This window comes from Ascidiimonas meishanensis, from assembly GCF_037782385.1.
Classification (GTDB): domain Bacteria; phylum Bacteroidota; class Bacteroidia; order Flavobacteriales; family Flavobacteriaceae; genus Ascidiimonas; species Ascidiimonas meishanensis.
In genome coordinates this window covers 785,762-810,805 of the sequence record NZ_JBBEXD010000001.1, presented here as the reverse complement: position 1 = coordinate 810,805, position 25,044 = coordinate 785,762, and the positions used below count along the sequence as shown (strand labels likewise).

At 32.8% G+C, this 25,044-nt stretch carries 20 protein-coding genes; 18 read left to right on the top strand and 2 right to left on the bottom strand.

Annotation, left to right across the window (positions count from 1 at the left end):
- The first annotated feature begins 17 nt into the window (after positions 1 to 17).
- From WBG07_RS03475 to WBG07_RS03390, 18 genes are all read left to right on the top strand, one after another.
- A complete protein-coding gene (locus WBG07_RS03475; protein WP_340199092.1) occupies positions 18 to 938 on the top strand; it encodes a hypothetical protein in 921 nt (306 codons plus the stop codon).
- Between the two features lie 11 nt (positions 939 to 949).
- The gene (locus WBG07_RS03470; RefSeq protein ID WP_340199091.1) at positions 950 to 1,819 is read left to right on the top strand and encodes a TssN family type VI secretion system protein; all 870 of its coding nucleotides are present in this window, start codon (positions 950 to 952) and stop codon (positions 1,817 to 1,819) included.
- Positions 1,820 to 2,018: 199 nt separating this feature from the next.
- The gene (tssD, locus tag WBG07_RS03465; RefSeq protein WP_340199090.1) at positions 2,019 to 2,405 is read left to right on the top strand and encodes a type VI secretion system tube protein TssD; all 387 of its coding nucleotides are present in this window, start codon (positions 2,019 to 2,021) and stop codon (positions 2,403 to 2,405) included.
- Positions 2,406 to 2,535: 130 nt separating this feature from the next.
- Positions 2,536 to 2,931: a type VI secretion system tube protein TssD gene (gene tssD / locus WBG07_RS03460; protein ID WP_340199089.1), complete on the top strand. Its 396-nt coding sequence runs from the start codon at positions 2,536 to 2,538 to the stop codon at positions 2,929 to 2,931.
- 9 nt (positions 2,932 to 2,940) lie between these two features.
- Positions 2,941 to 3,708, top strand: coding sequence for a hypothetical protein (locus WBG07_RS03455; RefSeq protein ID WP_340199088.1), 768 nt, complete (start codon positions 2,941 to 2,943; stop codon positions 3,706 to 3,708).
- Complete coding sequence (locus WBG07_RS03450) at positions 3,705 to 4,460, top strand: hypothetical protein (protein ID WP_340199087.1); 756 nt, start codon at positions 3,705 to 3,707, stop codon at positions 4,458 to 4,460. Before WBG07_RS03455 ends, WBG07_RS03450 begins: the two co-directional genes overlap by 4 nt.
- 42 nt (positions 4,461 to 4,502) lie before the next feature.
- Positions 4,503 to 6,287 carry a type VI secretion system Vgr family protein gene (locus WBG07_RS03445; protein ID WP_340199086.1) on the top strand — a complete coding sequence of 595 codons (1,785 nt, stop codon included), beginning with the start codon at positions 4,503 to 4,505 and terminating at the stop codon, positions 6,285 to 6,287.
- Positions 6,288 to 6,314: 27 nt separating this feature from the next.
- Positions 6,315 to 7,283: a hypothetical protein gene (locus WBG07_RS03440; protein WP_340199085.1), complete on the top strand. Its 969-nt coding sequence runs from the start codon at positions 6,315 to 6,317 to the stop codon at positions 7,281 to 7,283.
- A gap of 15 nt (positions 7,284 to 7,298) precedes the next feature.
- Positions 7,299 to 7,781 (top strand): DUF4280 domain-containing protein, encoded by a 483-nt coding sequence (locus WBG07_RS03435; protein ID WP_340199084.1) that lies wholly within the window; start codon positions 7,299 to 7,301, stop codon positions 7,779 to 7,781.
- A gap of 9 nt (positions 7,782 to 7,790) precedes the next feature.
- The gene (locus tag WBG07_RS03430; protein WP_340199083.1) at positions 7,791 to 10,577 is read left to right on the top strand and encodes an OmpA family protein; all 2,787 of its coding nucleotides are present in this window, start codon (positions 7,791 to 7,793) and stop codon (positions 10,575 to 10,577) included.
- Between the two features lie 3 nt (positions 10,578 to 10,580).
- Entirely contained in the window at positions 10,581 to 11,273 is a 693-nt protein-coding gene (locus WBG07_RS03425) for a hypothetical protein (protein WP_340199082.1), read from the top strand.
- A 47-nt stretch (positions 11,274 to 11,320) separates the two neighbouring features.
- A complete protein-coding gene (locus WBG07_RS03420; RefSeq protein ID WP_340199081.1) occupies positions 11,321 to 12,097 on the top strand; it encodes a hypothetical protein in 777 nt (258 codons plus the stop codon).
- A 1,038-nt stretch (positions 12,098 to 13,135) separates the two neighbouring features.
- Positions 13,136 to 14,920, top strand: coding sequence for a type VI secretion system Vgr family protein (locus WBG07_RS03415; protein ID WP_340199080.1), 1,785 nt, complete (start codon positions 13,136 to 13,138; stop codon positions 14,918 to 14,920).
- A 9-nt stretch (positions 14,921 to 14,929) separates the two neighbouring features.
- The gene (locus WBG07_RS03410) at positions 14,930 to 16,363 is read left to right on the top strand and encodes a phospholipase effector Tle1 domain-containing protein (protein WP_340199079.1); all 1,434 of its coding nucleotides are present in this window, start codon (positions 14,930 to 14,932) and stop codon (positions 16,361 to 16,363) included.
- 2 nt (positions 16,364 to 16,365) lie between these two features.
- Entirely contained in the window at positions 16,366 to 17,400 is a 1,035-nt protein-coding gene (locus WBG07_RS03405) for a DUF2931 family protein (protein ID WP_340199078.1), read from the top strand.
- Positions 17,401 to 17,452: 52 nt separating this feature from the next.
- A complete protein-coding gene (locus tag WBG07_RS03400) occupies positions 17,453 to 18,340 on the top strand; it encodes a hypothetical protein (RefSeq protein WP_340199077.1) in 888 nt (295 codons plus the stop codon).
- Positions 18,333 to 22,145, top strand: coding sequence for a PAAR-like protein (locus WBG07_RS03395; protein ID WP_340199076.1), 3,813 nt, complete (start codon positions 18,333 to 18,335; stop codon positions 22,143 to 22,145). Before WBG07_RS03400 ends, WBG07_RS03395 begins: the two co-directional genes overlap by 8 nt.
- Positions 22,133 to 23,140 (top strand): hypothetical protein, encoded by a 1,008-nt coding sequence (locus WBG07_RS03390; protein ID WP_340199075.1) that lies wholly within the window; start codon positions 22,133 to 22,135, stop codon positions 23,138 to 23,140. Before WBG07_RS03395 ends, WBG07_RS03390 begins: the two co-directional genes overlap by 13 nt.
- A gap of 12 nt (positions 23,141 to 23,152) precedes the next feature.
- On the opposite strand, the gene WBG07_RS03385 is transcribed toward WBG07_RS03390, so the two are convergent.
- Positions 23,153 to 23,995 (bottom strand): hypothetical protein, encoded by an 843-nt coding sequence (locus WBG07_RS03385; RefSeq protein ID WP_340199074.1) that lies wholly within the window; start codon positions 23,993 to 23,995, stop codon positions 23,153 to 23,155.
- Positions 23,996 to 24,109: 114 nt separating this feature from the next.
- On the bottom strand, positions 24,110 to 24,997 hold the full coding sequence (locus tag WBG07_RS03380) for a hypothetical protein (RefSeq protein ID WP_340199073.1): 888 nt from the start codon (positions 24,995 to 24,997) through the stop codon (positions 24,110 to 24,112).
- Positions 24,998 to 25,044 lie beyond the last annotated feature (47 nt).

The window sequence follows — 25,044 nt, the reverse complement described above, 5'->3', positions numbered from 1 at the left end:
CGAATTACTGATACTTTATGGGTAACAAAGAGCTTGATAACATATTTAGAGAACTGGTTTCTGCTTACAAAAATTTTAAAGCAGAAGCTATTTTTGCGGAGTTATTAGAGAATTCAAATATTAAGTTTGAGGACGTAGATATTGCAAACAAAAGTGCCTTTTCAAGACCTTTTAGAAGAGATGTAATTAATTATATCTACGATACACATTCTGGAGAAAAGGAGAAATTGGTATTCAATCTGGCACGTAATGGTCTCTACGATATTCTTCCAGAAGGAATGTTTCACCAACCCTTAAAAACAAATTCTTCGCTTTCCTACAAAGAAATAAGGCAAAAGCATAAAAAAGAAGAAAAAGATGCGAGAGCTTTTTTTGCTCCTTTGGAGAATGAATTTTTTGTTCAGAAAGTTCGAGTAGAACAAAATGAGCGAGCTTTAATTGATGGGTTTTTAAATCTTAAAAATGACTTTTTAAGAAATTTCTGGGGTATTAATAATACAGTGGCTAAAGATTATGGTTTAGTTCTATCCCAATTATTACCCTTTGCGCATAAAATATCTGGTAAGCCAGAATTAATAGCATTTTGTTTGGAAAAAATACTGGGAGAACAGGTCACTGTAGAAAAGGTAATTACTTCTTTGAAATGTAATGGAGACCTTGAGAAAAGGAATAGGTTAGGGATAGATTTTGTTCTTGCATTAGATGAGTCTTCTTTGGTTTATCCTTTTTACGAAATTAATATTGGTCCTGTAGAAAAGAAAGACGAAGAAAAGTATTTGGAAAATGGGATCGCTAAAAAATTTATCGATGTTTTTTGCGATTTTTTTATCCCTCTTGAAATAGAAACAAATGTAAATGTTACTTATTCAAATGCAGATAGTGGCTTTGTGCTTCATGAACAGAATAGCCCAAGAATGGGATTAACAACAACTATATAAATGATAAGGTAATGAGTATGAAGTTATTTATGACTGTTAATGCAGATATCTTCAAAATTGGAATTGTTTTTTTGATTTTGGGCGCAATTCTTATGGGTTTTGTTTCTGGCTTGAAAAGACTGTTTACAAAAAATAAAAAAAGATTTTTCCTCTATGTGCTAGTAATTCTTGTTGTTTTTGGGGCTACCGCATTGCTTAGCAATGATAAAGTATTAAACGATGTACCTCTTAATAACTTTATTAGTTTTCAAGTAATCTTTTTAATTCTTGGCGTATTACATGTGTTGGCACTTCGTAAATTTTTCCCAGATATTTCAGAAAATAGAACGTTTTTCTGGACAGAATTTTTATATACAATTGTGGTGTGTGGTATCGGTTTAATTTCATTCATGTTTGTTAATGATATTTACAAGCCAGCTTATACTTATATTTTTACAGTTGCGGCGATCTACTTTGTTATTCCTTTTTTGATTGTAAAACTTTATGAATTTGCAGTTTCTGTGCCAGTTCCTATTTATAAAAAATGGTTTTATCCAATCCATCAAAAAGTGAAGGATCCTAAGGCTGAGGAATTTGAGAATCCGCATGTGATCTTTTTTGAATTTAATAAGGGTGAAAGTCAAGATGAGTTTAGTCGTTTTAGTCTTAAAGCGCCCGAAAGAATGGAATTTGGTAGATTATTTTACATTTTTATAAATGATTATAATGAACGTCATCCTGAAGGGATGATTAGTTATTTAGATGCGCATAATAATCCTAATGGATGGATTTTTCATACGAAACCTAATTGGTTTAAAGGGCAAAGGCATATTGATTTTGCACGAACTGTAATAGGGAATAACATAAAAGAGAAAGATGTTATCGTATGCCGTAGAGCTTAAGATTCCTGTTTAACCATTCTTAAGTTATGGTTTAATTATTCAAATAATAATTTTTTATTTGTAGGTTTTTAACACTTGATAATTTAGAATATTTTAAGTACATAAATAATAAGAAAAAACCTTATTTTATTGTTTTTTTATTATATTAGCTGTGTGCGAGTCACGTTTTATAATAATTATTAATTAAAATTTTATTTTTATGTCTTTTAAAGCAAAACTTAAAGTAGGTGGTAAAGAATTTAACGTTTTGAGCTGTAATTACGGTATGGCTCAGGAAACTGATGCTACTGGTAGACCATCTTCGGTAACCAGAGGTGGTATGATTACTATCACGGTAGAATCTACTGCGGATACGGATCTTTCTGATTGGATGTTTAATAACTTCGAAATGAGAGATGGCTCAATTGCCTTCTTTAAGAGAGATACCAATGCAACTGCCAAAGAACTTAACTTTAAAAATGCGTATGCAGTAAAATACAAGGAAAACTTTGATGCTACTGGTAAAAATCCGATGACTGAATCAATCACTATTTCTGCAAGAGAAATAAGTATAGGAAATGGATCATTTGCAAATGAATGGGTTTAAAACCTCAAGATTTTAAATACATTTAAAAATTTCAAAGGGGGTGTTTTAGCTCCCTTTGTTGTCTTACAAGTTTTTAAATGATATTTCTCTAAACTTTATCACTTACCTATTTAATTAAATTAGTTGTAATATGTCTTTTTTAGCAAAATTAAGTCTGGACGGAGAAGAATTTAATATATTAGAATGTAGTTTTGGAATAGATCAAAACGCAGATGAATCAGGGAGACCAAGCGCCAAGCCAAAAGGAGGTCAAATAGAGTTGTTAGTTGAGTCAACCGTGAAGATAGATTTTTTTGAATGGGCATCTTCTCGATCTGCAACTAAATCAGGAGAAATTATTTTTTTTAGAAGAGATAATATTTCCAGTCTTAAAAAGTTGGAATTTAAAGAAGCCTATTGCTTGAAATATCGAGAAGTTTTTAATGCGGTAGATTCACAGCCGTTAAGAATATTGTTAGTGCTTTCAGCTAAGGAATTAGTGATGAGAGGAACTACTTTTAGCAATAACTGGCCATTGAAAGCTTAATAGTATGTCATGGGTAAGCAAAAATCTAAGCTAGAACGTAAAGAAGAAATTAGAAAACACTATCAAGCGTGGAAAGTAATTGCTGTTGCAGGATATGTGAATGAAGAGAGGGAAAGTCTAGCAAAAGAAATCATTGAAAAGGTAGCTTTGGAAAATGGATTTATACCTTCTTATTTTGCTACTATAGTGTTGACTGAAGGCTTAGGTATCACTTATTTAGATTTGGCTTCAAGTTATTCAAAGACTGCACCTTATAACCTTCGAAATGACATTATTGTTGAAGGATATCAATTAGGAGGAGTAGATGATTTTGGGTATCATTTTAAAGATCGCTATAAAAAATATCTCCCAAAAAGTTTTAACGAAGGTTTTTCTAAATCAGATTTAAAGAGCGGAGCGGAGTTTATGAAGGTTTATCAAAGTAATGAAAGAGGAGAATCTATTGTTACGGCAGATTTCAATAATATGGAAAGTTTGATTTGGGCTTGTGGAGCAACCTTGGCCCATAGAAGAGATTTATTTTTAAAACATGTAGCACAGTTAGGGTATTCAAAACCTTCAGAAGATCAGCTAGCATATTGGACCTATATGTATTATCAAGGAGAAGGTAGAGCATATAAGAGTTTAAAGAATAACGGACTTGATATTTTTAAAATTAATTCTACTTTGGCATCAAATAGAACCATAACAAAGGAGCAAAGAGATCCAAATGATGTTGCCTTGTCCAATTTAGCATCTTGGCGATATTTACAAGAATTTAAAATATTTTCAAGATGAAATACTTGTTTTTGATAGTAGTTTTATACTTCTTTTCTGCTTGTAACGCGCAGGACTCAACTATTAAAGTATTAAATGAAAAGGATTTAGAGCTTACAAATATCTATCAGGAATATTATAAAGATCGATTAGGTTTTGGTCATGAAAAAGATTCATTGTTATCACAGTTTACCAAGAAATTAGAAACGGCGTTAAGTGATAAGAGATTTATAGGATTTTCTTTTGACTCTTTAACAAAGTCAAAACAAGTTTCTGTGGTTTCTTCGAAAGATGCTAAATTAAAACTATTTTCTTGGGATACCTTCAATATGGGAACGTGGCATATTTATAACTCAATGTATCAGTTTCTAAATAATGATAAAATTTATACAGGTTTACTTACTAAGAATAATAAATCTGGTGAAATTATTGATTTTACAGATTCATATCACTTTAAAATTTATGATTTTGATACAAATACTTATCTCGTAAAAAGCTATGGTACTCATGGTGGCGGACTAGATTTCTACACGTTTCGGTTACTTTCTTTCAGGGATAATAAACTCGTTGATTGTAAAGCATGTTTTGATGGAAAAAACTATTTGCTATTCGAAAAAAATCGAACCGAAAAAGCATCTCCCACGTATGACTCAAAATCTAAAACAATAATTTATCCAGAATATACAGAGGATGAAGAAACAGGTGTCTTAAAGCCAACTGGAAACACAATTACCCTTGAATACAAAGCCGGAATGTTTTTAAAAATCAAATAAAAAGTGTTCATATTTAAATGAACCTGCTTAAAGGATAAAAAAATGGCATTACAATCTAATATTAAAATATTTATAGGAGGCACTCCTATACTTGCGTATAAACGATTTATGTTGCAACAAGACCTAGACGCTCATCATCTTTTGACACTAGTCTGTCGTATGGATATGCTTGAACGAATAGACAAGGAAATGGCTTCAGAGAGTAAAAGTTTTCTAGGAGAGATTATTACATTGCAAATAGGTTCGGCAGAAAATTTCTCTGGGTATAAAGAACTGGAATTTAAAGGCATAGTAACGCAAATCAACAATACAAAAGGTTTTGATAATGGAGAAGAAGATAATATTGAAATCAAGGCACAGAGTGCTAGTATTTTAGCAGACGACGGGCCTCATTTCGCTTCTCATAACAATGTAGGTTTATCAGAAATACTCAATAAGACCTTTCAGGGGTATGACCAATCAAAATTAGAAACGAGTTTTAACCCCAGACAAACAAGCAGTATTCATTATAGTGTTCAACATAATGATAGTGCTTTTCAATACGCTAGCAGATTGGCTGCTCAATATAGCGAATGGTTTTATTACGATGGCAAATCTCTAGTCTTTGGGAAACCTAAAGATACTGGAGAAGTGCCGCTCACGTATGGACATGATCTTAAAAAGTTCACCTTAGAACTCAATCCAATTCCCAATAACTTCAACTATTTCACCAATGATTATCTAACAGATGGGGTGCATCAAAAAGCAACTACAGAGGTAAATACTGGGGTGAATGGGTATACTGGTTTTGCAAGTAATAAGAGCGAAGCAATTTATGCGAAAGAAACCAATGTGTATCTAAATACCTACAACGATTCCCAATTAAAACAACGTTTTGATACGCATGTAGAAAAACAAAAGAAAGTGCAGGAACTTAAACAGGTATTGATAAAAGGGGTTAGTGATAACCCTGGCGTATATCTAGGTCAAGTTATAAAAATACAAGAAGCAGTAGGTGCCCAAGGGAGCTATCGTATTACAAAAGTAATGCATACCGCTACCGAAAATGGCAATTATATAAATCGTTTTGAAGGAGTTACGGCAGCTATTGATGTGTATCCAAACACGAATCCTTTAGCATTTCCAAGAAGTGAATCACAGGTAGCGTTAGTAACAGAGAATGCGGATCCGGATGGATTGAGTAGGATCAAAGTACAGTTTCCCTGGCAAAAGCCAGATGGAGAGATGACCCCTTGGCTTAGGATGGTAACTCCACATTCCGGAGGAGATAAAGGATTTCATTTTATACCCGAGGTAGGAGAAGAGGTGTTGGTGGGTTTTGAAGGAGGAAATGCAGAACGTCCTTATGTCATGGGAGCCTTATATACAGGCACCAAAAAACCGGATAGCTGGCAAACAGATAAGAATGATATCAAAGCCATTCGCACACGTAGTGGGCATACTATTGAATTAAATGACACGAATGGAGCAGAGTTTATAACAATTACAGATAAGAACAAAAACCTAATTCATATTAATACCAAGAATAACGATATTACCATTTCTGCAGGAGAAACAATGACACTTACTGCTAAAAACATAAAAATTAGAGCAGATGAGAATATCGATATGGTAGCTGGGAAAGATTTTACCAAAAGTATTTCTGAGAATTATAATATAATGACTAAAAATAATACATTAATCGTTGAAGAAAAACTTTCTACTGATTCTAAGAAACAGCAAAATATTTCTGATGAAATAACTATAAGTAGCAATAAACAAAACCTTACCCTTGTCTCTGGAAAAACAGTTGATGTGCAGAGTGAAGAGAAAGTTAAGTTATTTTAATAATTTGATTTTCAAAATTAAAAAGTAATGTCTAATCCTCAAAGTCAAGCGACATTAGAATTTGAAAAAAGTTCATTTAGGTTGTCAAAACTTCATTTTGAACCTGAATCATTTTCTGCTCAATATGGATGTATGATCATATTTGAAGAGGATGATGTTATAAATGAGCTACGTTATAAACTAAATGTCACATTTTTAGAACAAGAGGAGTTTACATCTACTCTGCTGGTTGATCGTGAGCCAGATTTTTTTATTAATGACAAAATTCCTAATAATTTAAATGAGATTATCCCTTTTGAAGTGAGTAGTTTTATATACCCCTTGGTTGTTGAGACCAATTACCAAGGGAATATTTCCAGAATTAATAATTTTGATGAAATAAAAATTCGATGGAAAAAATTAAAAAACACTCTAAATCGTAAATATGATAATGCTATTCTAGCAAAGTATATAAAACAATCAGAAAACTATCTGAGATCTATTCAAAGTTTTGAAAAAAGGATATTTCAAGATTGGTTTCTCAATTTGTATTTCGCTCCAATATACACATCATATTCAGATGATTTATATACCTTCAAACAAATAGGATACCCTATAATAAAAGGAATCTCCCCAATAAATTATCAGATAAAACAGAAGATAATAGAATCACCTAAAGATATTAGAATAACACTAAATGGTGAAATTGATGATCCTAGATGCGCGTTGGATATTGAACAAGGTTCAAACACTCCATATTTCAGTATAATTAATCCTAAAGAAAAAAAACTGAAAGGAACGAATGACATTTTATACTTTGTTAACAAAAATTCTGGAGTAATAGAAGGATATAATGCTGTTTTTGAGACCTCTTTCTATATTCCTAAAAAAGTGACAATTAAAATGTTTTTATTAGAGCATATTTCAACAAAAAAATCTGTGATTATTGAAGATGAGACTTACACAACTAAAACCAAACCTAAAAAGAATTTCTTTAGTAAATTATTTAAGGGATAACAAGACATATATAATATGAGCAAACAATATGTATTAGTTCAAGGAGCACTGTGTAAATGTCAGTTTGGTGATAGCCCAGATAAATTAAAAGTTTTATCTCATAGTAAGTACTATGCTAGTGATCAAAATGCAGAAGATAAATTAATAGCAACCTCTATAGAACTCGGAGCAAATACCTTTGAATCTAATACCTTTGGAAAGTGTAAATTACAACCTACAGGAAGTAGCTTTAAACCTTGTCAGATAGTCATTACACAGTGGGATGGTTTTTATAAAGATGTAGAACTCGGAAATGGAGGCAAGATCTTAACTGACAAAAGCAAAGCTATTTGTCCAATTGCCGGTAGTCCCTGCATAAGTGTTACAAACCACGGCCAGAGTACCGAAGGTAGCATTTCTGGGGATAATGACAATAAAGAAGTTGAAAATCAACTAAATCCACTATCTGAAACTGAGGAACAAAATTCTTCTGAAATCAAACAAGTAAAATTCACCTAATAATAGTTTATGCCTCAAGGAGTTGAAAAAATAGTATTTGCAAATCCAAGCGACATTAATTGGGATAATTTTTTGTCTTTTGGCAATTCAAATCCAAACACTAACTGGATAATAAGAGCCAATAAAAGCGTAGAATTTAGAGCAGAGTATTATCCAGATACCCCAGAATCAGCTAGGAACTCAGCAAAATGGATTATTGGCCCAAAAAAAGCAACAGGTTACACTTCTAATGACCGTATTGATAAAATTGGAGATGTAGGTCATTTATCAATTGAACCAAAGTATTGTGGGCCTCAAGAGTATACTATAGAAGCTTTTCTCGATAATCCTACAAATCAATACCCAAAACAACTTACATTTCGAGGATATGCTCCTGAAAAAATTATAAGTACAGTGTGGAGCAATTCTAAAGGAGGCGAAGATATACGCAACTCGCCAATTAAATATGGGGACGATGTTTGGCTAAATATTCAAACAGAAGGACTAAATGGTACAAATCTCACTATAGAAGTTTATGATAAAAATACGGCATGGAGTGATAGTAAGGTAGCCACCGAAACAACAAGATGTATTGATGGTGAGGTAAATATCAAATTTGCTAATACTTTTACTTGGAAAAGTCGTTTTCAGGTTGGGCAAGATGAATTTTACATACAAATAAAAAAGAGAGGTAGCTCGGATTTTCTTAAGGATAGTAATGATGATGAAGAACACGCAAGATATTTAAGAATTAACAATGAAGTAAGCAGTAGAGATGTTACATCTTCTACCACTGACAGACCAGCTACTATAGAACAAAATCAAATTAATTTTGAAAGGTACGAGTTGTGCAGGTTCAAAAAGATATCAATCAATGATGGTCAAGAAGACATCGTATTATTTGACCAAGGAACCTTACAAATTGATGAAAATGATACTAAACGTGAATTTGCAGTTTCAGAATCCATTCACTTTGATCTAGATAAAGATGTAATTAGAGCGGATGCTAAACCTATACTTGATGGGATATCTAGGTTGCTACTAGATAATCCTAAGATACCTGTTGAATTGGGTGCTCATTGCGATAATAGAGGTTCAGACGAATATAATGATGAGTTATCTTGGAGAAGAGCATCCTCATCGGTTTCTTATTTAGTCGGTAAAGGCGTTAATGAAGATCGAATAAGTTACAGAGGTTATGGAGAAAGACGTCCTTTAATCGAACAAAAAGGAAGAGAATTAACGGAAGATGAACATCAATTAAACAGACGTGTTACCATTGAATTTTTAATTTTTGGAGCGGATGCACAAAGTATTATTTTCGAAACTATTTCTGGTGATAAAGATTTTTCAATTGACCTTAACGTAAAGATCGACGATTTTAATACAGATCAATGTATTAGGAGAGGTATAGAAACCGCAGATCATAGCACAATAGTAGATATTAAATTATTGACTATTGATGAAGATGTATCTAATACAGATAGTATAGATGGAAAAACACCTTTTGTTACAAAGGTGTTTTCTGACATGTCAAGACTAAGGCTAACTCCGATACGATATATTTGGCCAATAAGTGCTAGTATAAATCAATTTTTATTCCATATACATAGTTGTAGATATTATGCTTTTCCCGATATCCCGACGGTAGTTGCAAAAATATATCCAGATATTAAATGGAAACTAGAATTCTTTTTAAACCTTACCAATGAACTGGCTGTGAGTTGGCAAAATCAAAACCCAGTACAGCATAGAGAATTACAACAAAAGGCTGGAAGAATTGGTGCTGAAAGAAGATGGCAACAAAAAGATGCTTCCTTTGGTTTTGAAATTAATGCTAAATGGAATAAAAGTGGAGAAGATAGTTATCAAAGAGATCAGTCGCTAAAACTAGAGTTTGAAACAAAAATTAAGAAACTCTATGATATGTTTGCTTCCATAGGAAATGTTGTGAATGGTATTACAAACAAAACAAAAGGTACCGTAAGAAATGTAGGGTTAGGTGGTATTCCGGCTGTATTTGTTATACTCCCTCCTAACCTAAGTTTAAAAGGAGAATGGTTCCTAAAACGAGCTCAAAAAGAAAATGAAGTAATAAAAGAAATAGGGACACAGGTTGAAATTGCTTTTAGCGCGAGCCCACTTATTGGTTTAGAGATAACAATAGATCTAATAGGTGCAGCAATCGGATTAGGAGTTGGAGCAATAAGTGGTGGATCTGCTGCTCCAAAAGCCGTAGAATTATGGCAAAATATTGATGGTGCGCTTAACAAAGGAGTAGGAGTAGGAAATGATAATGCTGGTGTTGATGTTAAAGCAGACGTATATATAGATTTAGTACTCTCAGGTGAAATTTCTTCAGAAATTGGTTTTTCATTCAATACTATTGGAGACCCTAACCCAGGCGTAGAATTAGAATTGGCTAGTAAAATAGGAATTGAATTAAAAGCAGGAGTTCTTGTTGAAGGAGAAATAAGAGCTTGGGTAGTAAAAGCTAATGCATACTTTAAAGCACATGCCAGCGGGAAAACATCTGTAACATTTGGTCATGGTGTCGAATATGATAATAATGGATTATTTTATGTTCCACAATTAGGATTTGATGGATTAGATGTGGAATATGAGGTTTCTGCTGCGGCTGGCCTTTCAATTGAGAAAGATGTATTAGATAATAGTCCTGAAATTGATTGGGATAATAGTTGGGAGATATCTAGAGGAGAATATAAAGGATTAGTCCCTAAGTTTGATGTTATTAAAAGCCTTGCGGATCTTACTGGTTTTGAACCTAAAGTTCCTTTAATGAGAAATGATTCTTAAAATATGGAAAAACACTTTTTTTACCTATCACTTTTTCTAAGCTTACTAGCTAGTTGTAACGCACAAAAAAAAGAAAATAATATTGCTAAAAAAAAAGAAAATAATGAGAAATTGATAATTAAAGATTTGCTTGAAACTAAATTATCTACTCTTAGTCCAGATGAGTTTAGACTAGAAAACGGATTTAACGAATCCCCAAGTGAATTTTCAGAATATCTTATATCATTTAAAACGGAAAAAGAAATTCCTTATACACTTGGAGCTATTCCTATAGATACTGCATATTCTTACCAAGGTAATAAGTTGCCAAATGGAAACTATGTTTCTTTTGTTAAAAGTAATAGCACAAATGAAATTATATCGATACACCTTAAAATAAACTATATAGGAAACAAAGATGCTGTTATAAACGAGCTAAGCAAAAAGCTCGGTCAAAATAACAAGCTTAATGATGATAAGTCAATAAATACTATGAAACGTAGAGAGAATTTTTATTGGAAAAATTATATTGAAGGCCAATCTATTATTACTTCTCAATACTCAGAATTCACAATAGGAGGGTTGACAAAACAAGAAGGCTCGCAAAAAATACAAACGCTTTTAGTCTATATTTATAAGAATGATGCGAAAATTGAATATCCTAACGGCCAAGTTGAAACAATCGAAAAAAGATTGATGAAACGCTTTTCTAGATAAACAAAGTTATTATTAGATACTGAATAAACTAATTAAAATATATCAAAATGCTTCAACCATATTATATGATAGAATTTACCGCCGTATCCTGTTTATTCGAGATGCGTGTAAATGATATTCCTGTGATTTGTATGAACATGAAGAATCAAATATCCACAAGAATTCCAGTGAATTATGCGATCACCGAATCTGGTAAGCAACATATTTCCATTAAGATGTTACCTGTGTTGGGAAATACTAATTTACTCGAAGGTTCAGAGTTAAAATACAAATTGGAACTTTTTGATACTACCAATGGTTTTAAATACCAAGATGAAATAATATCCTACCAATCTCAAAAAATTAAAAAAGATGAGGTAAAACCTATTGTAATTAATGAGAATATTTTCGTAGCTACGATTCCCTATAAAGTTAAAGATTTTTGGAAAGAAGGTCAAGACTTAAAAGACGTTGATAATCTTAGAGAAAAACTAGAAAAAGCATATAGCAGACTTTCTAATGATATTTCAACTGGTAATTATGATATTTTTAAAAAAAGACTTCAAGATAGAGAAGATAATATGGTAACATCCATGTATATAAAACCAAATAGGGCAGCTTCTAGAATAAACAATCTTATTGACAAGTTTTCTAATGGATATAATGTTTTACCATTAATTAAAGACTCTATAATTGTTTATTCGGCATATGGTAAAAAAGCAAGTCTTAAAAAATTAGATGGCGACCCTATATTAACCTTTGTGAATAGAGAAAAAGGAAAGCAATTACTTTTAGATGTAGAGTTCTATTTACCACAAAATACAGTTGTATTGGAAGTAATTTAATCTTTTGAATTGAAATAAAAATGATGGGACACAACTTACATTGAAAATAGTATCTTTCTTAAAGAGAATTTTTCATTTTAGGGCAACAATTTGATTACGTTCTGCTCATCTCAATGCTGTTGGAAAACATTCAATACAAAAAGCCATAGCTCGATTAGCAAGCAGAACATTGATTACCGATGCAATTGGAGGCGCAATTTCCTACGGTATGTGTGTTTTAGATGGACTCATTTTAACCATTGTACATTTGTAGATTCAACATTGGAAGAAATTAATTTTGAGGGAACTAAATTTTCAGATACAAAAGGAACAAAGACCACTTTCAATGATATCCGTTTTAATTCTTTTCATCCACTAAAGTTTTATGATAAAGGCGATTTAAAGGAAGTTTCAGATCACTACGGATTTCAAAATCTGAATTTCTAATGTTACTATTACTAATTTGTATTATTATGAGATATCTGATTTTTTAAGTATTTCGGATTATTTGGCAAATGTATCTACCGACTTCTTTAAGCAATTGATTCCTATTTATTATAGGTATGCAAAAGGTCTAGAATTACTTGAAAGTTATATATCAAAAAAGACATGGAATAGCACCTGAGTGAATTTCACTTTTAAAAAGAAAATATTTGATATTTGAATACTCTTTTTCTCACTAAGAACCAGTCTTTTCGATAAAAAGAAATAAAATACCTACAAAATATATCAATAGAATAGTAAAATTTAGTATTTTAGTTATAGAAATTAAAGTAAAAAATGGAGTTATAATTATGAAAATCAGATTTTTTGCATATTTAATTTTTTGCTTTTGCTCTCTAAAAATACATCCCTTATGAGTCTAACTCACTTTGCTTGATTTAATTTTTAATTCTTATAAATATTTCACTAAAAACTCAATACATGAAAAGCAATATCTATTGCAAAGGAACTGATGTAATCTACTACCATTGAAATTGGAGTATTGGATGAACTTTATAAAACAATATTAAATCATTATCTCGTACTAAGTATGGAGGTATTGAAATAAAAATTACTATGGCATTACAATCTAACATTAAAATATTTATAGGAGGCACTCCTATACTTGCGTATAAACGATTTATGTTGCAACAAGACCTAGACGCTCATCATCTTTTGACACTAGTCTGTCGTATGGATATGCTTGAACGAATAGACAAGGAAATGGCTTCAGAGAGTAAAAGTTTTCTAGGAGAGATTATTACATTGCAAATAGGTTCGGCAGAAAATTTCTCTGGGTATAAAGAACTGGAATTTAAAGGCATAGTAACGCAAATCAACAATACAAAAGGTTTTGATAATGGAGAAGAAGATAATATTGAAATCAAGGCACAGAGTGCTAGTATTTTAGCAGACGACGGGCCTCATTTCGCTTCTCATAACAATGTAGGTTTATCAGAAATACTCAATAAGACCTTTCAGGGGTATGACCAATCAAAATTAGAAACGAGTTTTAACCCCAGACAAACAAGCAGTATTCATTATAGTGTTCAACATAATGATAGTGCTTTTCAATACGCTAGCAGATTGGCTGCTCAATATAGCGAATGGTTTTATTACGATGGCAAATCTCTAGTCTTTGGGAAACCTAAAGATACTGGAGAAGTGCCGCTCACGTATGGACATGATCTTAAAAAGTTCACCTTAGAACTCAATCCAATTCCCAATAACTTCAACTATTTCACCAATGATTATCTAACAGATGGGGTGCATCAAAAAGCAACTACAGAGGTAAATACTGGGGTGAATGGGTATACTGGTTTTGCAAGTAATAAGAGCGAAGCAATTTATGCGAAAGAAACCAATGTGTATCTAAATACCTACAACGATTCCCAATTAAAACAACGTTTTGATACGCATGTAGAAAAACAAAAGAAAGTGCAGGAACTTAAACAGGTATTGATAAAAGGGGTTAGTGATAACCCTGGCGTATATCTAGGTCAAGTTATAAAAATACAAGAAGCAGTAGGTGCCCAAGGGAGCTATCGTATTACAAAAGTAATGCATACCGCTACCGAAAATGGCAATTATATAAATCGTTTTGAAGGAGTTACGGCAGCTATTGATGTGTATCCAAACACGAATCCTTTAGCATTTCCAAGAAGTGAATCACAGGTAGCGTTAGTAACAGAGAATGCGGATCCGGATGGATTGAGTAGGATCAAAGTACAGTTTCCCTGGCAAAAGCCAGATGGAGAGATGACCCCTTGGCTTAGGATGGTAACTCCACATTCCGGAGGAGATAAAGGATTTCATTTTATACCCGAGGTAGGAGAAGAGGTGTTGGTGGGTTTTGAAGGAGGAAATGCAGAACGTCCTTATGTCATGGGAGCCTTATATACAGGCACCAAAAAACCGGATAGCTGGCAAACAGATAAGAATGATATCAAAGCCATTCGCACACGTAGTGGGCATACTATTGAATTAAATGACACGAATGGAGCAGAGTTTATAACAATTACAGATAAGAACAAAAACCTAATTCATATTAATACCAAGAATAACGATATTACCATTTCTGCAGGAGAAAATATGACATTGAATGCAAAAAATATGCAGATTAATGTAGAAGAAAATTTGGATGTTTCAGTAGGTAAAAATAAAACTGAAAGTATAACAGATAATTATTTTATAAGTGCAACCAATGAGGATAGACAAATTGGAGAAACGATTAAAGTAATCAGTAGCAAGTATAAACAAGAAGCACAAGAGATTACAACAGACACCAGCGGTGAAATAAAAACCAATGCAGGAGGCAAAATTACCATTGCCAGTGCAGAAAGTATAGAATACGGAGAATAATAGTTTACCATGGCCGAAGAAGTAAATTTAACGTCTACACCTGCAGGTGCTCAAGAGACAAGAGAAGTTTTAAGCGGAGTTAATACAACTACTGCTCCAGTACTTGTTGGTGATTCAGAATATAATGAACTAATACCAGAAGAAAGTCATAGGGTACAATTAGGCATCTATATTGATGGTACTTATAATAACCGTAACAATACAAGAGCTAGACAAGAACATGAAAAAAGAGAAAGTGGTGCCGAAGATTATGATGAAGAACTTGCCAATTTATGGGTAGAAGGACAAACAAGCGGAACTAATTATGCCACGAATGTAGCCAGAATGGAGCCCTATTATGATGTTAATCAGACACAAGAGCTAATAATTAATAAGGTTTACATAGAAGGTATAGGTACAGAAGATTTTGAGAACGATGATGCATTGAACGGTGGTGCAATGGGAGTTGGAAGTACGGGTGTGAAAGCAAAAGTCTATAAAGCTCTGGAGGAATCAGTAGAACTAATTAGTAGCCTTGGAGTTGAAAAAATTGGAGAATTTCGCATTGATGTCTTTGGATTTAGCAGGGGAGCTGCCGCAGCAAGATATTTAATTCATGAGGTAAACAAAAGAGCAGGAAGTATTAAAAGTAGACACCCCAGAAATAACAAAATAACCTATTATGAGGTTGATCATGGAGCTTTGGGAGAAGGCTTGGCTTCAAAGCAAATAGAGGTTTTGCCAAATAGATTAAAAGTGAATTTTGTAGGACTTTATGATACGGTATCCTCTCATGGTGCAGGAGCAATAACAGGCTATCAGAATGATGTGAGTGCCTTGTTCCTTGATGCTGTGAGGAGAGCTAATTTCACATTACACCTAACTGCAGGAGATGAACATAGAAGAAATTTTGCATTAACAAATATAAATAGTGCACGGTTGATAGGAAGAGGTGAAGAATATACTTTACCAGGGTCACATGGAGACTTAGGAGGAGCCTATAATCCTATAACAGCAGACGAGTTAACATATTCAGCCGCAGAGCAAGAATATTTAGTTTCCCAAGGTTGGTATTTGGAGAGTCAAATTACCCATGTGCCACGTAGATTACGTAGAGATAAAATAATTGCAAGAAGAGACAATATCTCTTATGAGTACGCAAGAATTCCCTTAACGATTATGACAGATAAGGCTTTTGAAAAGGGCGTACCCCTTGATGGAGCCGGACTAAAAGCAGTTCATCCTATTGAAGATCCACGTTTGACTATTGTCAAAACCCGAATTTTTGATTGGATTTATAACGGAGGACCTGCATTTTCTTTTGAAAATGTTTCCGATAGAGAAGCCTATAAAAGTCTTAGAAATCAATTCTTACATTTTTCTGCCCAAAATTGGCATCCAGTCAACTTCCCCAATAAAACATTATTTACTAGAAGACGCGTTAGAAAAATTATTGATGGATAGCAATGAGAACAACACTTTATTTAATACTACTAGTTTTTATAATTGGAAATGGATATTCCCAAACTAAAACAATGACGATGAAAGAGTACAATTGGCTTCCCTCCGAGTGTGCGCCCAAAGATTATCCTATTTATTTACATAAAGCACACTTTAAAACCAATAATGGAAATGTAATTTCCATACCCAATAAAAGATTGGTGAAAAACGGATGGGGTACTATTGGATCTACACACATTGTGGGTGATGCTTTAAAAGCAATACCAAATGAATTATTCATTAGTTGGTTTTCCGTAGCAGAAAATAAGTACTATGAAGGAAACTATATATTACCCACCAACATAATTCAAGCTTTATTTGAAGTTGAGACAATTCATACTAGAACTCAACAGAAAGTAAAGTATAAGAGAATTATAACTGGTTTAGCTCCGGGAGGTCTTATAAGTATTTGGTTAGCAGGACCAGGTATTCAAAAAGAAGTAGCGAGTTTTAGAGCCTTAGAAAATGAAATAGAATGGAATGAGTTATTTCCAGCAATGCAAATGAATCGAAAAGAGTACGTTGAATTTATTTTAAACAAAGATACAGATGCGGCTACAAGACAATTAATAACAGCTGGCAATATTCCCTTAACGAAATGGAAGGAATATCAAAAAAAATATAACTGGGAGCTTAAACTTACTCATAAAGACAATTTTCGTTCAAAAACAGCAATGATAGAAATGGTCAATGGAGAAAAAGAGATGGTTTTTATTAAAACCAACATTACAGAATTTAAAGAAACGGCGATTCCTAATTATTTTAGAATAGCTTGGGATGATAAAAATCATAATTCATATGCGAGTAAGGTCTATTTAGATAAGGATGAAATTTTTGAAACGTTTAAAAAACTATATGAGTCTGAAGAAAGCCATAATGAAATGCGGATTGCCATAGAAATAGATCGCTACAATAGCATGATTGTAGTGTTTGTTGAAAATAAATCAGAAAAGATTGCTCTTAAAAATGTAAAAGTTAAGATATACGAGGCTCAAAGTTAACAGGAAGGCATAATCTGTTTTTTTGGCAATTTCATTAAAATGATTATTAAGTATGAACCAAACCCTATCTCAAATCAAAAAGCAAATAAAGCTTAGTAGTGAACGTGTAACGAGAAGCTATATAGCAGAGATAAGTAGTGAGATTATTCAAGGAAAAAAGAAGTATTATAACGCAATAGGGTTGGAATTTGATCTTACTTTTTATGGTTTGAATGAAGATGGGTTATTAAAATATACACTTAACACAACAAAGCGTTTTTTGCTGAACGAGAAATTTAATATTATCAAAAAACATTCTAAGGCACAGCAAATAGCACTTAAAGCGGCTTCTATTAACAATACCTTAGCTATATTAGTAAATAAAAATTTTAAACTGATTTCAATTACCAACACAGAGGAAATAAGATCAAAATGGCAGGAGGTGAAATCAGATTTGTTAAAAGAATTTCCTGATTTATCTAAAATGGTAGAAGATCTTGACTGGCAACTACAAGAAGATCACATACAACAAGTATTTTTAGAAGATAATTTCTTTAGCTTTTTGTTTGCGGATGTATTCAATCAAGATTTCCTTGGTAAAGAAGTGCTTGTAAAAGAAAAAAGTATTAGCAATGCATTAGACACCATTTCTATACCCATAAAAGAACAAAGAAATATTACCAAGCAAGATATGTTTTTTAGCAAAGCAACCATTTCCATGAATGGAGATATGCATACCAAAGATGAGAATTTCCCATTGGCAAAATTAAATATTTTTTTGGGCAAGCTTCCAACAGAACCTAACAGTCAACATTCATTGAAATTTAAGTATGCAGGAACCTATCAGGTAAAGCCACAAGAAGGATTAGTTACAGAAGGACATTTAGAATATAGTTTTGATGTAAAGGATGTATATACCAAAAATTCCAGAATAACTTTTAACCTACAGCACGATGAGTAGTAAAATATATGTATTAGACGGTGCTTTATTAGAATGTAACCAAGGGTTTACGCCAGCTAAACTGCTGGTTACAGAAAATAGAAAAGTAAAAATACAAGGTAAATTTAAGGCAACCGATATGGATGTGCAGGTTCCTGCTACTTTTGGAAAATGCAAGTTGAAACCTACCAATAGCGGATATTTGCCTTGCATACCTGGGTTGCAGAAATGGACAAAAACTACTAAAAAAGTGACGCTAGGCGGAAGGAAGAAATTTTTATATGAAGATTCAGAGTGTATGTGCGCTACAGGAGGTAAAGTAACCATCATACAACCTATGCAGGTAAATAGTGCAGGTAATGTAAAAGAAGAATTTAAAAATCTTGTGATGGCTATCCCCGGAGCGATGCTTGGTAATGATAAAGCTCCAAAAGTAGTTGAAAGTTATTGGATGGATGAGGCTGGAAAAGAAAGAGTTGGTCGTATAAGCTATGGTCAAAAAGCTTCCATTTTTGTCATGACAGAGCATATGAATCCTGGAAAATATTTAAAATTAAATATTTCAGAAAAAGAAGAAAAACAGATAGATGGAAAACAAAATCGGCTAGTATATTCCGGAACTGTAAAAGCAGATGGTACCGCTGAATTAAAACAACTGAAAACAGAAGAAGATTGGAATAAAGAGAAAATAACATCTTATAATATTGGCAGTAGAACTAGAAAATTATCATTACAAATAGAAGCTGAAGGAAGATTTTTTGATTTTAGTGATCAGACTTTGGTTTTGGAATGCAAAGCCAAACCTACAATTAAATTGCATTTTCTAAGTTTTGGTGTATTGCTGGAGAATCCGGAGGAAAGTCATCTACAAGCTAAAGTAAAAACCGAGTCGGGAAAGGCTCAAAAAGATGAGAACGGTAATATCATTCTGGAAGAAGTAATTGTTTTCAATCCTAAATTAGAGAATTTTAGCATCGTCCATACGGGTATAAATCCCGGGTATGTTTATATCATAGACGAAAACAAACTAGGTGAACCTATAGAGTTTGAAGTTGATGAAAACGGTAATTTTAAATCCATTTCCTGGGAAAAGGGAGAAGAAGGTTTTCCCGATATTAGAACAGTAGATGGAAAAAACAACAATAACGGATATTACGAAGCGGAATTTGAATCTGTAGTTTGGGCCGCCTACTCTCCTATTCAATGGACAAAAAAGTATTATGATTCATTGGTAAGTGATAGTGCCAAGCGTAAAGATCGGATGACTCAGATACAAGCTAATGGATTTCCGTTAGGAACTATACAAAGTTCAACAGATCACGCTCCATATGCTAGCATTACTGCATATTTTTCTTCCGAAAATAAAAACCTTTGTCGCAGTATTCAGCAAAAAATAGATACCATTCAGAGAATAGAAGAAAAGAGACAGCAAAATCGAAATGAAAATCCAGATCATCAAGAACCTGAAGTAATGACAGATATGTTTGTTACCTTAGATGATCCAATAGGAAATGCCAATGAAATTGCTACTGTTTTGGCAACAGAAATCATTAGGCATCGTGCTATTCTTGAGTCTATCCAAACAGCATCTGATGTTAATCAGATTCATAAACGAATGCTGTCTAGAGGAACACCTGAAAGACTATCTGGAGAGAAAGAGCAAATTAATGCCATGTTTAATCTCGCTCTAACAACCTATCAATTAGTCTACAACAGCGAAGATATGATTGATGACTACGATGGAGGGAAAATCAGAAGATTTCGTGGTATCTATAAACCAAAATTACTAGCAGTCTTAGGTGTTGAAGAAAGAAAAGCGCAAAGAAAAATAGTTAATGGTTTCAGGGATGATCTTGGAAACTTTATGAGTACTAATTTTTATAAAGATGCTTATGTAGATTATTTAGAAGGTTCTGTTTTAAATATAATTGATGGGAAACATACCATCATGCAACATATCAGACTATTAGTCATAAACCCTCATGATATTGATCGTACGTTAGATCTTAAGGATGAGTATGAGAAAAATGATAAATGGGATTCTTTAGTTGAAGATTCTTTAAAAGAAGGTGAAGATTTCTCTTATAAAGCTGTTCTTAATAAAGAAGCTACGGTTGATGAAGAATTGATTAAACAAGGTATAGATGTCTCTAACAAAATGGCTGCTTTTGCTGAAGCTAGTTTAGAAGCCTATGCTAAATTTGCATTAGAAGATGTGGTGAAGGTTGAATCAAATATCACATTAAAAAAAGTTCCAGTTCAGGGCAGGTATAAACTTACCTTAAATAGAATGAACACCATCAACCTAAAAACTAAAGGACCCGATGGAGGAAGCGTAAAATTATACGAAGTAAAAAATAAGGAAATAATCCAAAAATTAGGAGACAAAGGAATGAAACTGGATCGTTCTAAAGACATTTTTGGATTTTATGGTGGCAGGAAAAAAAATGAAATCATACGTTTTAAAACCAATACTCCAGAAATTATATTAGTTGATTCCAAAAGAGGAAATCATATTTTTGACATCCCTGTCATAGAAGAAGTGGAAAGAGAGATCGTAAACTATACAGAAACTACAACAAAACAACCTACCAAATTAGCCAAACGTGTTGTTGGTTTCGTAAATGGAACTCCATTTAGAAGAGTAGTAGCCTTGTTACAAGTATTTAATATAACTGCTGCCTATGACTCCTTTAGTGATCAGGAGAGTGGTAAAAATGGAGTAGCTTTAGCTGGTGTGAGTTTTGAACTATTAGCAGCATCTGCATATTTCAGTAAATCTTTATTAGCAAATCAGTTGAGCGGCTCTTCATCAAAACTTATTTCTAGGTTAGCTTTCGGAGCTGAAATTGCAGGTATGGGGGTGACTGTTATTGTATGCGGATGGGAAGCCATAGAAAGTTATGGCAGACGTGATCAGGATGCTATGTGGGCTTGGGTTGGTGCTAGTGCCGCGTTCTCAGTTGCTACCGCAGCAACAATTATGGGTTCAAGTTCAGTGTTAGGTCCTTTTGGATGGATTGCTGCAGGCATTGGAGTTGGTTTAGTCATCTTGGCCTATTATTTGAAAGATTCTCCACTAGAAGCCTATTTTAAACATTTTGCCTTTAGTGATGAAAAAGCACTAGATAAAAATCCTGGTGAATTGACCTGGCGATATAACCAACGTTTTTACGATAATCGATTACAGTTAATGGGAGATTCTGATAACGAGTACCAGCGCTATACAGATTTTAAGCTAGCAGCTGCAGAATTAACGGATCTTATCGTTTGTGCAGATATACGATTAACTCCTGGTAAAGTAGTAAATCAAACCAAAGACTATATACAATCTTATAGTAGACATATAGTAGGAACCACTATCAAAGAAGGTGATATCAAGGAGTTTACAGCTACTATTAGCTTTAGACAATTTTTTACAGACCCTAGTCAGTTATCGTATGAAGTATATTACTACCAAGAAGGTGTCCTTAAAGGTGGAGGTATTAAATTAGATATTAATGCGTCCGTTACCCGTAAAAAAGGAACTAAAGAAAAACCACCACAAGCGATTATTAATTTTGAAATACCAGATCAATATCTGGTCGGTGATAATAAAAAAAGCCAAGTATTAGTAGTATGTTACCTAGATATTGGTCAAGGCAAATACTATCCGAATCGTTATAATACAGCAGAACGATATATTGGAGTTATAGCGGGTGTTAACCAATTAAAATCTGAAACTATAGGAAATATGGGTATTACTAAAATGAATCACACCTACCATAGCAACGCACGTGTAAATACTTTAGAAAGTCTAAAATCTGGAAATGCGTGGAAGAAGTAAATCCAATGGGTTCTAAAAAATTAAAAAAGAAAATAAAAAAGAGGTTAAACACGTATCTTAAATTTGAGATTACAGATTCCTTCAAAAAAATTGATAAAAAATTTCTAAAACAATATAAGAAAAGGGAAGTTTTTGAAAAAATTGATGACCGCACAGTTGTTATCGATACTATGAGAATTCTTTCAGCCTATGCAGGAGGTATTCTATCTGTTTTCGGACTTATTTTATTATTTATTATTGCTCCTGACAATAGTTTTCTCACAATTCCGTGGATTGTTTTTTATTCAATACTTTTTTTAGTGTTTGTTCTATTCACAATATATGCGCTTACATTATCAAAACAATATATAATATTGGATAGAGTTAATGGATTATTTACATTTCCACGAAAGTTATATGGGCCACCATTTACAATTGAATTCGATAAAGCTGTAGTATATTGGGTAGGAACCGGTGGAGCATCTGGTAACATAGATATGAAACTTGCAGTAGCATATCCTAATAATAAGCTTTTAGGAACGTATCTTAGTGCTCATGTAGAATTTTACTATGAAATTTGGTCATTCTATGTATGGTATATGGATAAAAACAGGCCTTTACCTCCTGGAGATGCCTTTGATCCATATAGAGAAAAAGATTTTTTAAGACGAAAAGCGGAGGGATTTCCTCCTCCACTCTATAAAAGCTATATCCCTACTCCAGAAGCCACTCCAGAACAACAAGCAGAGAGAGAACAATACTGGACAGATGAGCAGTATACTGAAAAATTTGAAAGAGAAGATAGATCAGAACGGTATGACCCGAAGAAGCATACAAATTGGCATGAAGCTATTTTTTATGAACCGAACACAGAGATACCTGTTGCCAATCGATATGTGAAGTTTGTTTTTAATGACGGTCGTATCATATATTCAAAAACAAACGAAAAAGGAAGTCTTTTTGAACCACCAGAGCATGAGAATTTCGAAATGCAGTTTATCAATATCAAAAAATAAAAACAGTAAATTTCAATCTTCTTTTGCTTCCATAGAAATATAGACACTTACTCTTGAGTTCGGGTTTAAGTAATCATATTTTGTTTGTACAAAATTAAAAAACTTATCATTTAATTTTTTTATTTCAAGATAAACAATATCGGCTTTCATTGGATTGGTGGGATTGTATGTTTTCTTTTTTTCCTGTATTTCATTAACATCGGTAAGTTCCCAGGTTCCTTTTATAGTTTTATCCTCTGAATTCTCTTCAAAAGTTCCATCTGCCAAATACTTTTTCCAGCGTTTTCCATTATGGCTAAAAAGACGGGTAAAGCGTTCATTACGCCCTTCCACAATTGTCTTTGCTGATACCTTTTTTACTGAAACTGACACGGTTTCATCTTTCAGAAACATCGCCTTATTCAATATGTTTTTTGCTATCTCAATATTCTTTTCGGAATCATCTGGTATTTCCAGCTGAAAAGCATAATCCGTTACAATCCATTTTTTGGAACTTAGAATTTTTACAAACGAATCAGCAATTTTCTTATTTTTTTGCTCTAATAATAGTTGTTTTTCTTCTTCAATTTTTCTTTTCCTTTCTCGATCACTATTTTCAGCTTCAATTAAAAGATCAAAATAAGTTTTATTCTCAACAGATATATTGTTTGCTTCCAGCTCTCCAATATAATCACGTACAAGAATTAAATCTTGCTTTGAAACTTGCTCTGAAATATTTTCCAGATCTTGTTCTAATGAAGATTTTTGATATTTTTTATCAAGACCTGATTTACAAGATGTAGAAATAACCAATGCTACAACATAGAATATTTTTACACTGATGGAAATTAGAAATTTGTATTTTTTAGATACCACTTTAAATCATTGTTTTAAAATTAATAAAACCTAAGTATGTCTTACTTAACAATCCTTTGGTTAGTTTATTATAACGTAAAAGATTTTTTTATAAAATTACAACATCAAAAGTTTTTACTGCATCATCAAAGTTAACGGAATTGTATAAGTACTTAGCATGAGTTCTCCATCCTTATTCTTTGCAGGACTTATCACCTTAATATTATTCACAATTAATTTGAGATCATAACAAAGCTCTGCATCTGGAAATTCGACATTTATATTTTTTATAACTCCATCTATATCAATTACAAAATCCAAAAAAAATCTAAACCTACTGTTTCCCGCTAAGGACTCATATTTTTTTAAATCAAGTTTATCTGAAATAATTTCCCGTATAGCTCGATTAAAACAAGTCCTTAAACGACTGGTGTTTTCAAAATCCTCGCAGGTTTCTACAATGGGATATCTTGATATGAGATCATTTTTAAGAATTTCTTCATTTATGTTAACTTGTTTAAAAACAGAATCAATTTTTTGTTCTACATCTACAATGGTGTTCTCCTGCGTATTTGTCGATTTAAGTAAAAAATTAACTTTTTCGTCCTCTATCTTTTGTACCTGAAATTTTACGGGTTTTATGAATCCAAATATTATTTTTTCACCGTTTTCAACAGGCATAAAGGCCAATGGGACTTCTTTCTCTAAAGAAATTATATTTTCTCCTTCAATAATTCGCCAAATAGAATTCTCAAACTGCTTAATATTTCTTTTGACTTCTTCCTCACTGCCATCATAAATGAATAAAAAGGAACCATCTCCTTTAAAATGCAAAATGGTTTTAGCTAATTCATTAAACAGCTTTTTTTCTCTTTTATCATTGAATTTGTTTTCTGGCAAAATAACCTCTTCAATCTTCCACTTTCCAGAAACCCAATTATTGGTGATTGGCTGACTAAAAAGTAGTGAAGAATAAACGAGAAGGAATATGATTGTTATAAAACTTTTACGCTTAGAGAGCATTGATGAATAATCTTGTGAGTTAATGAAATAGTTAATAGTAGAAAAGA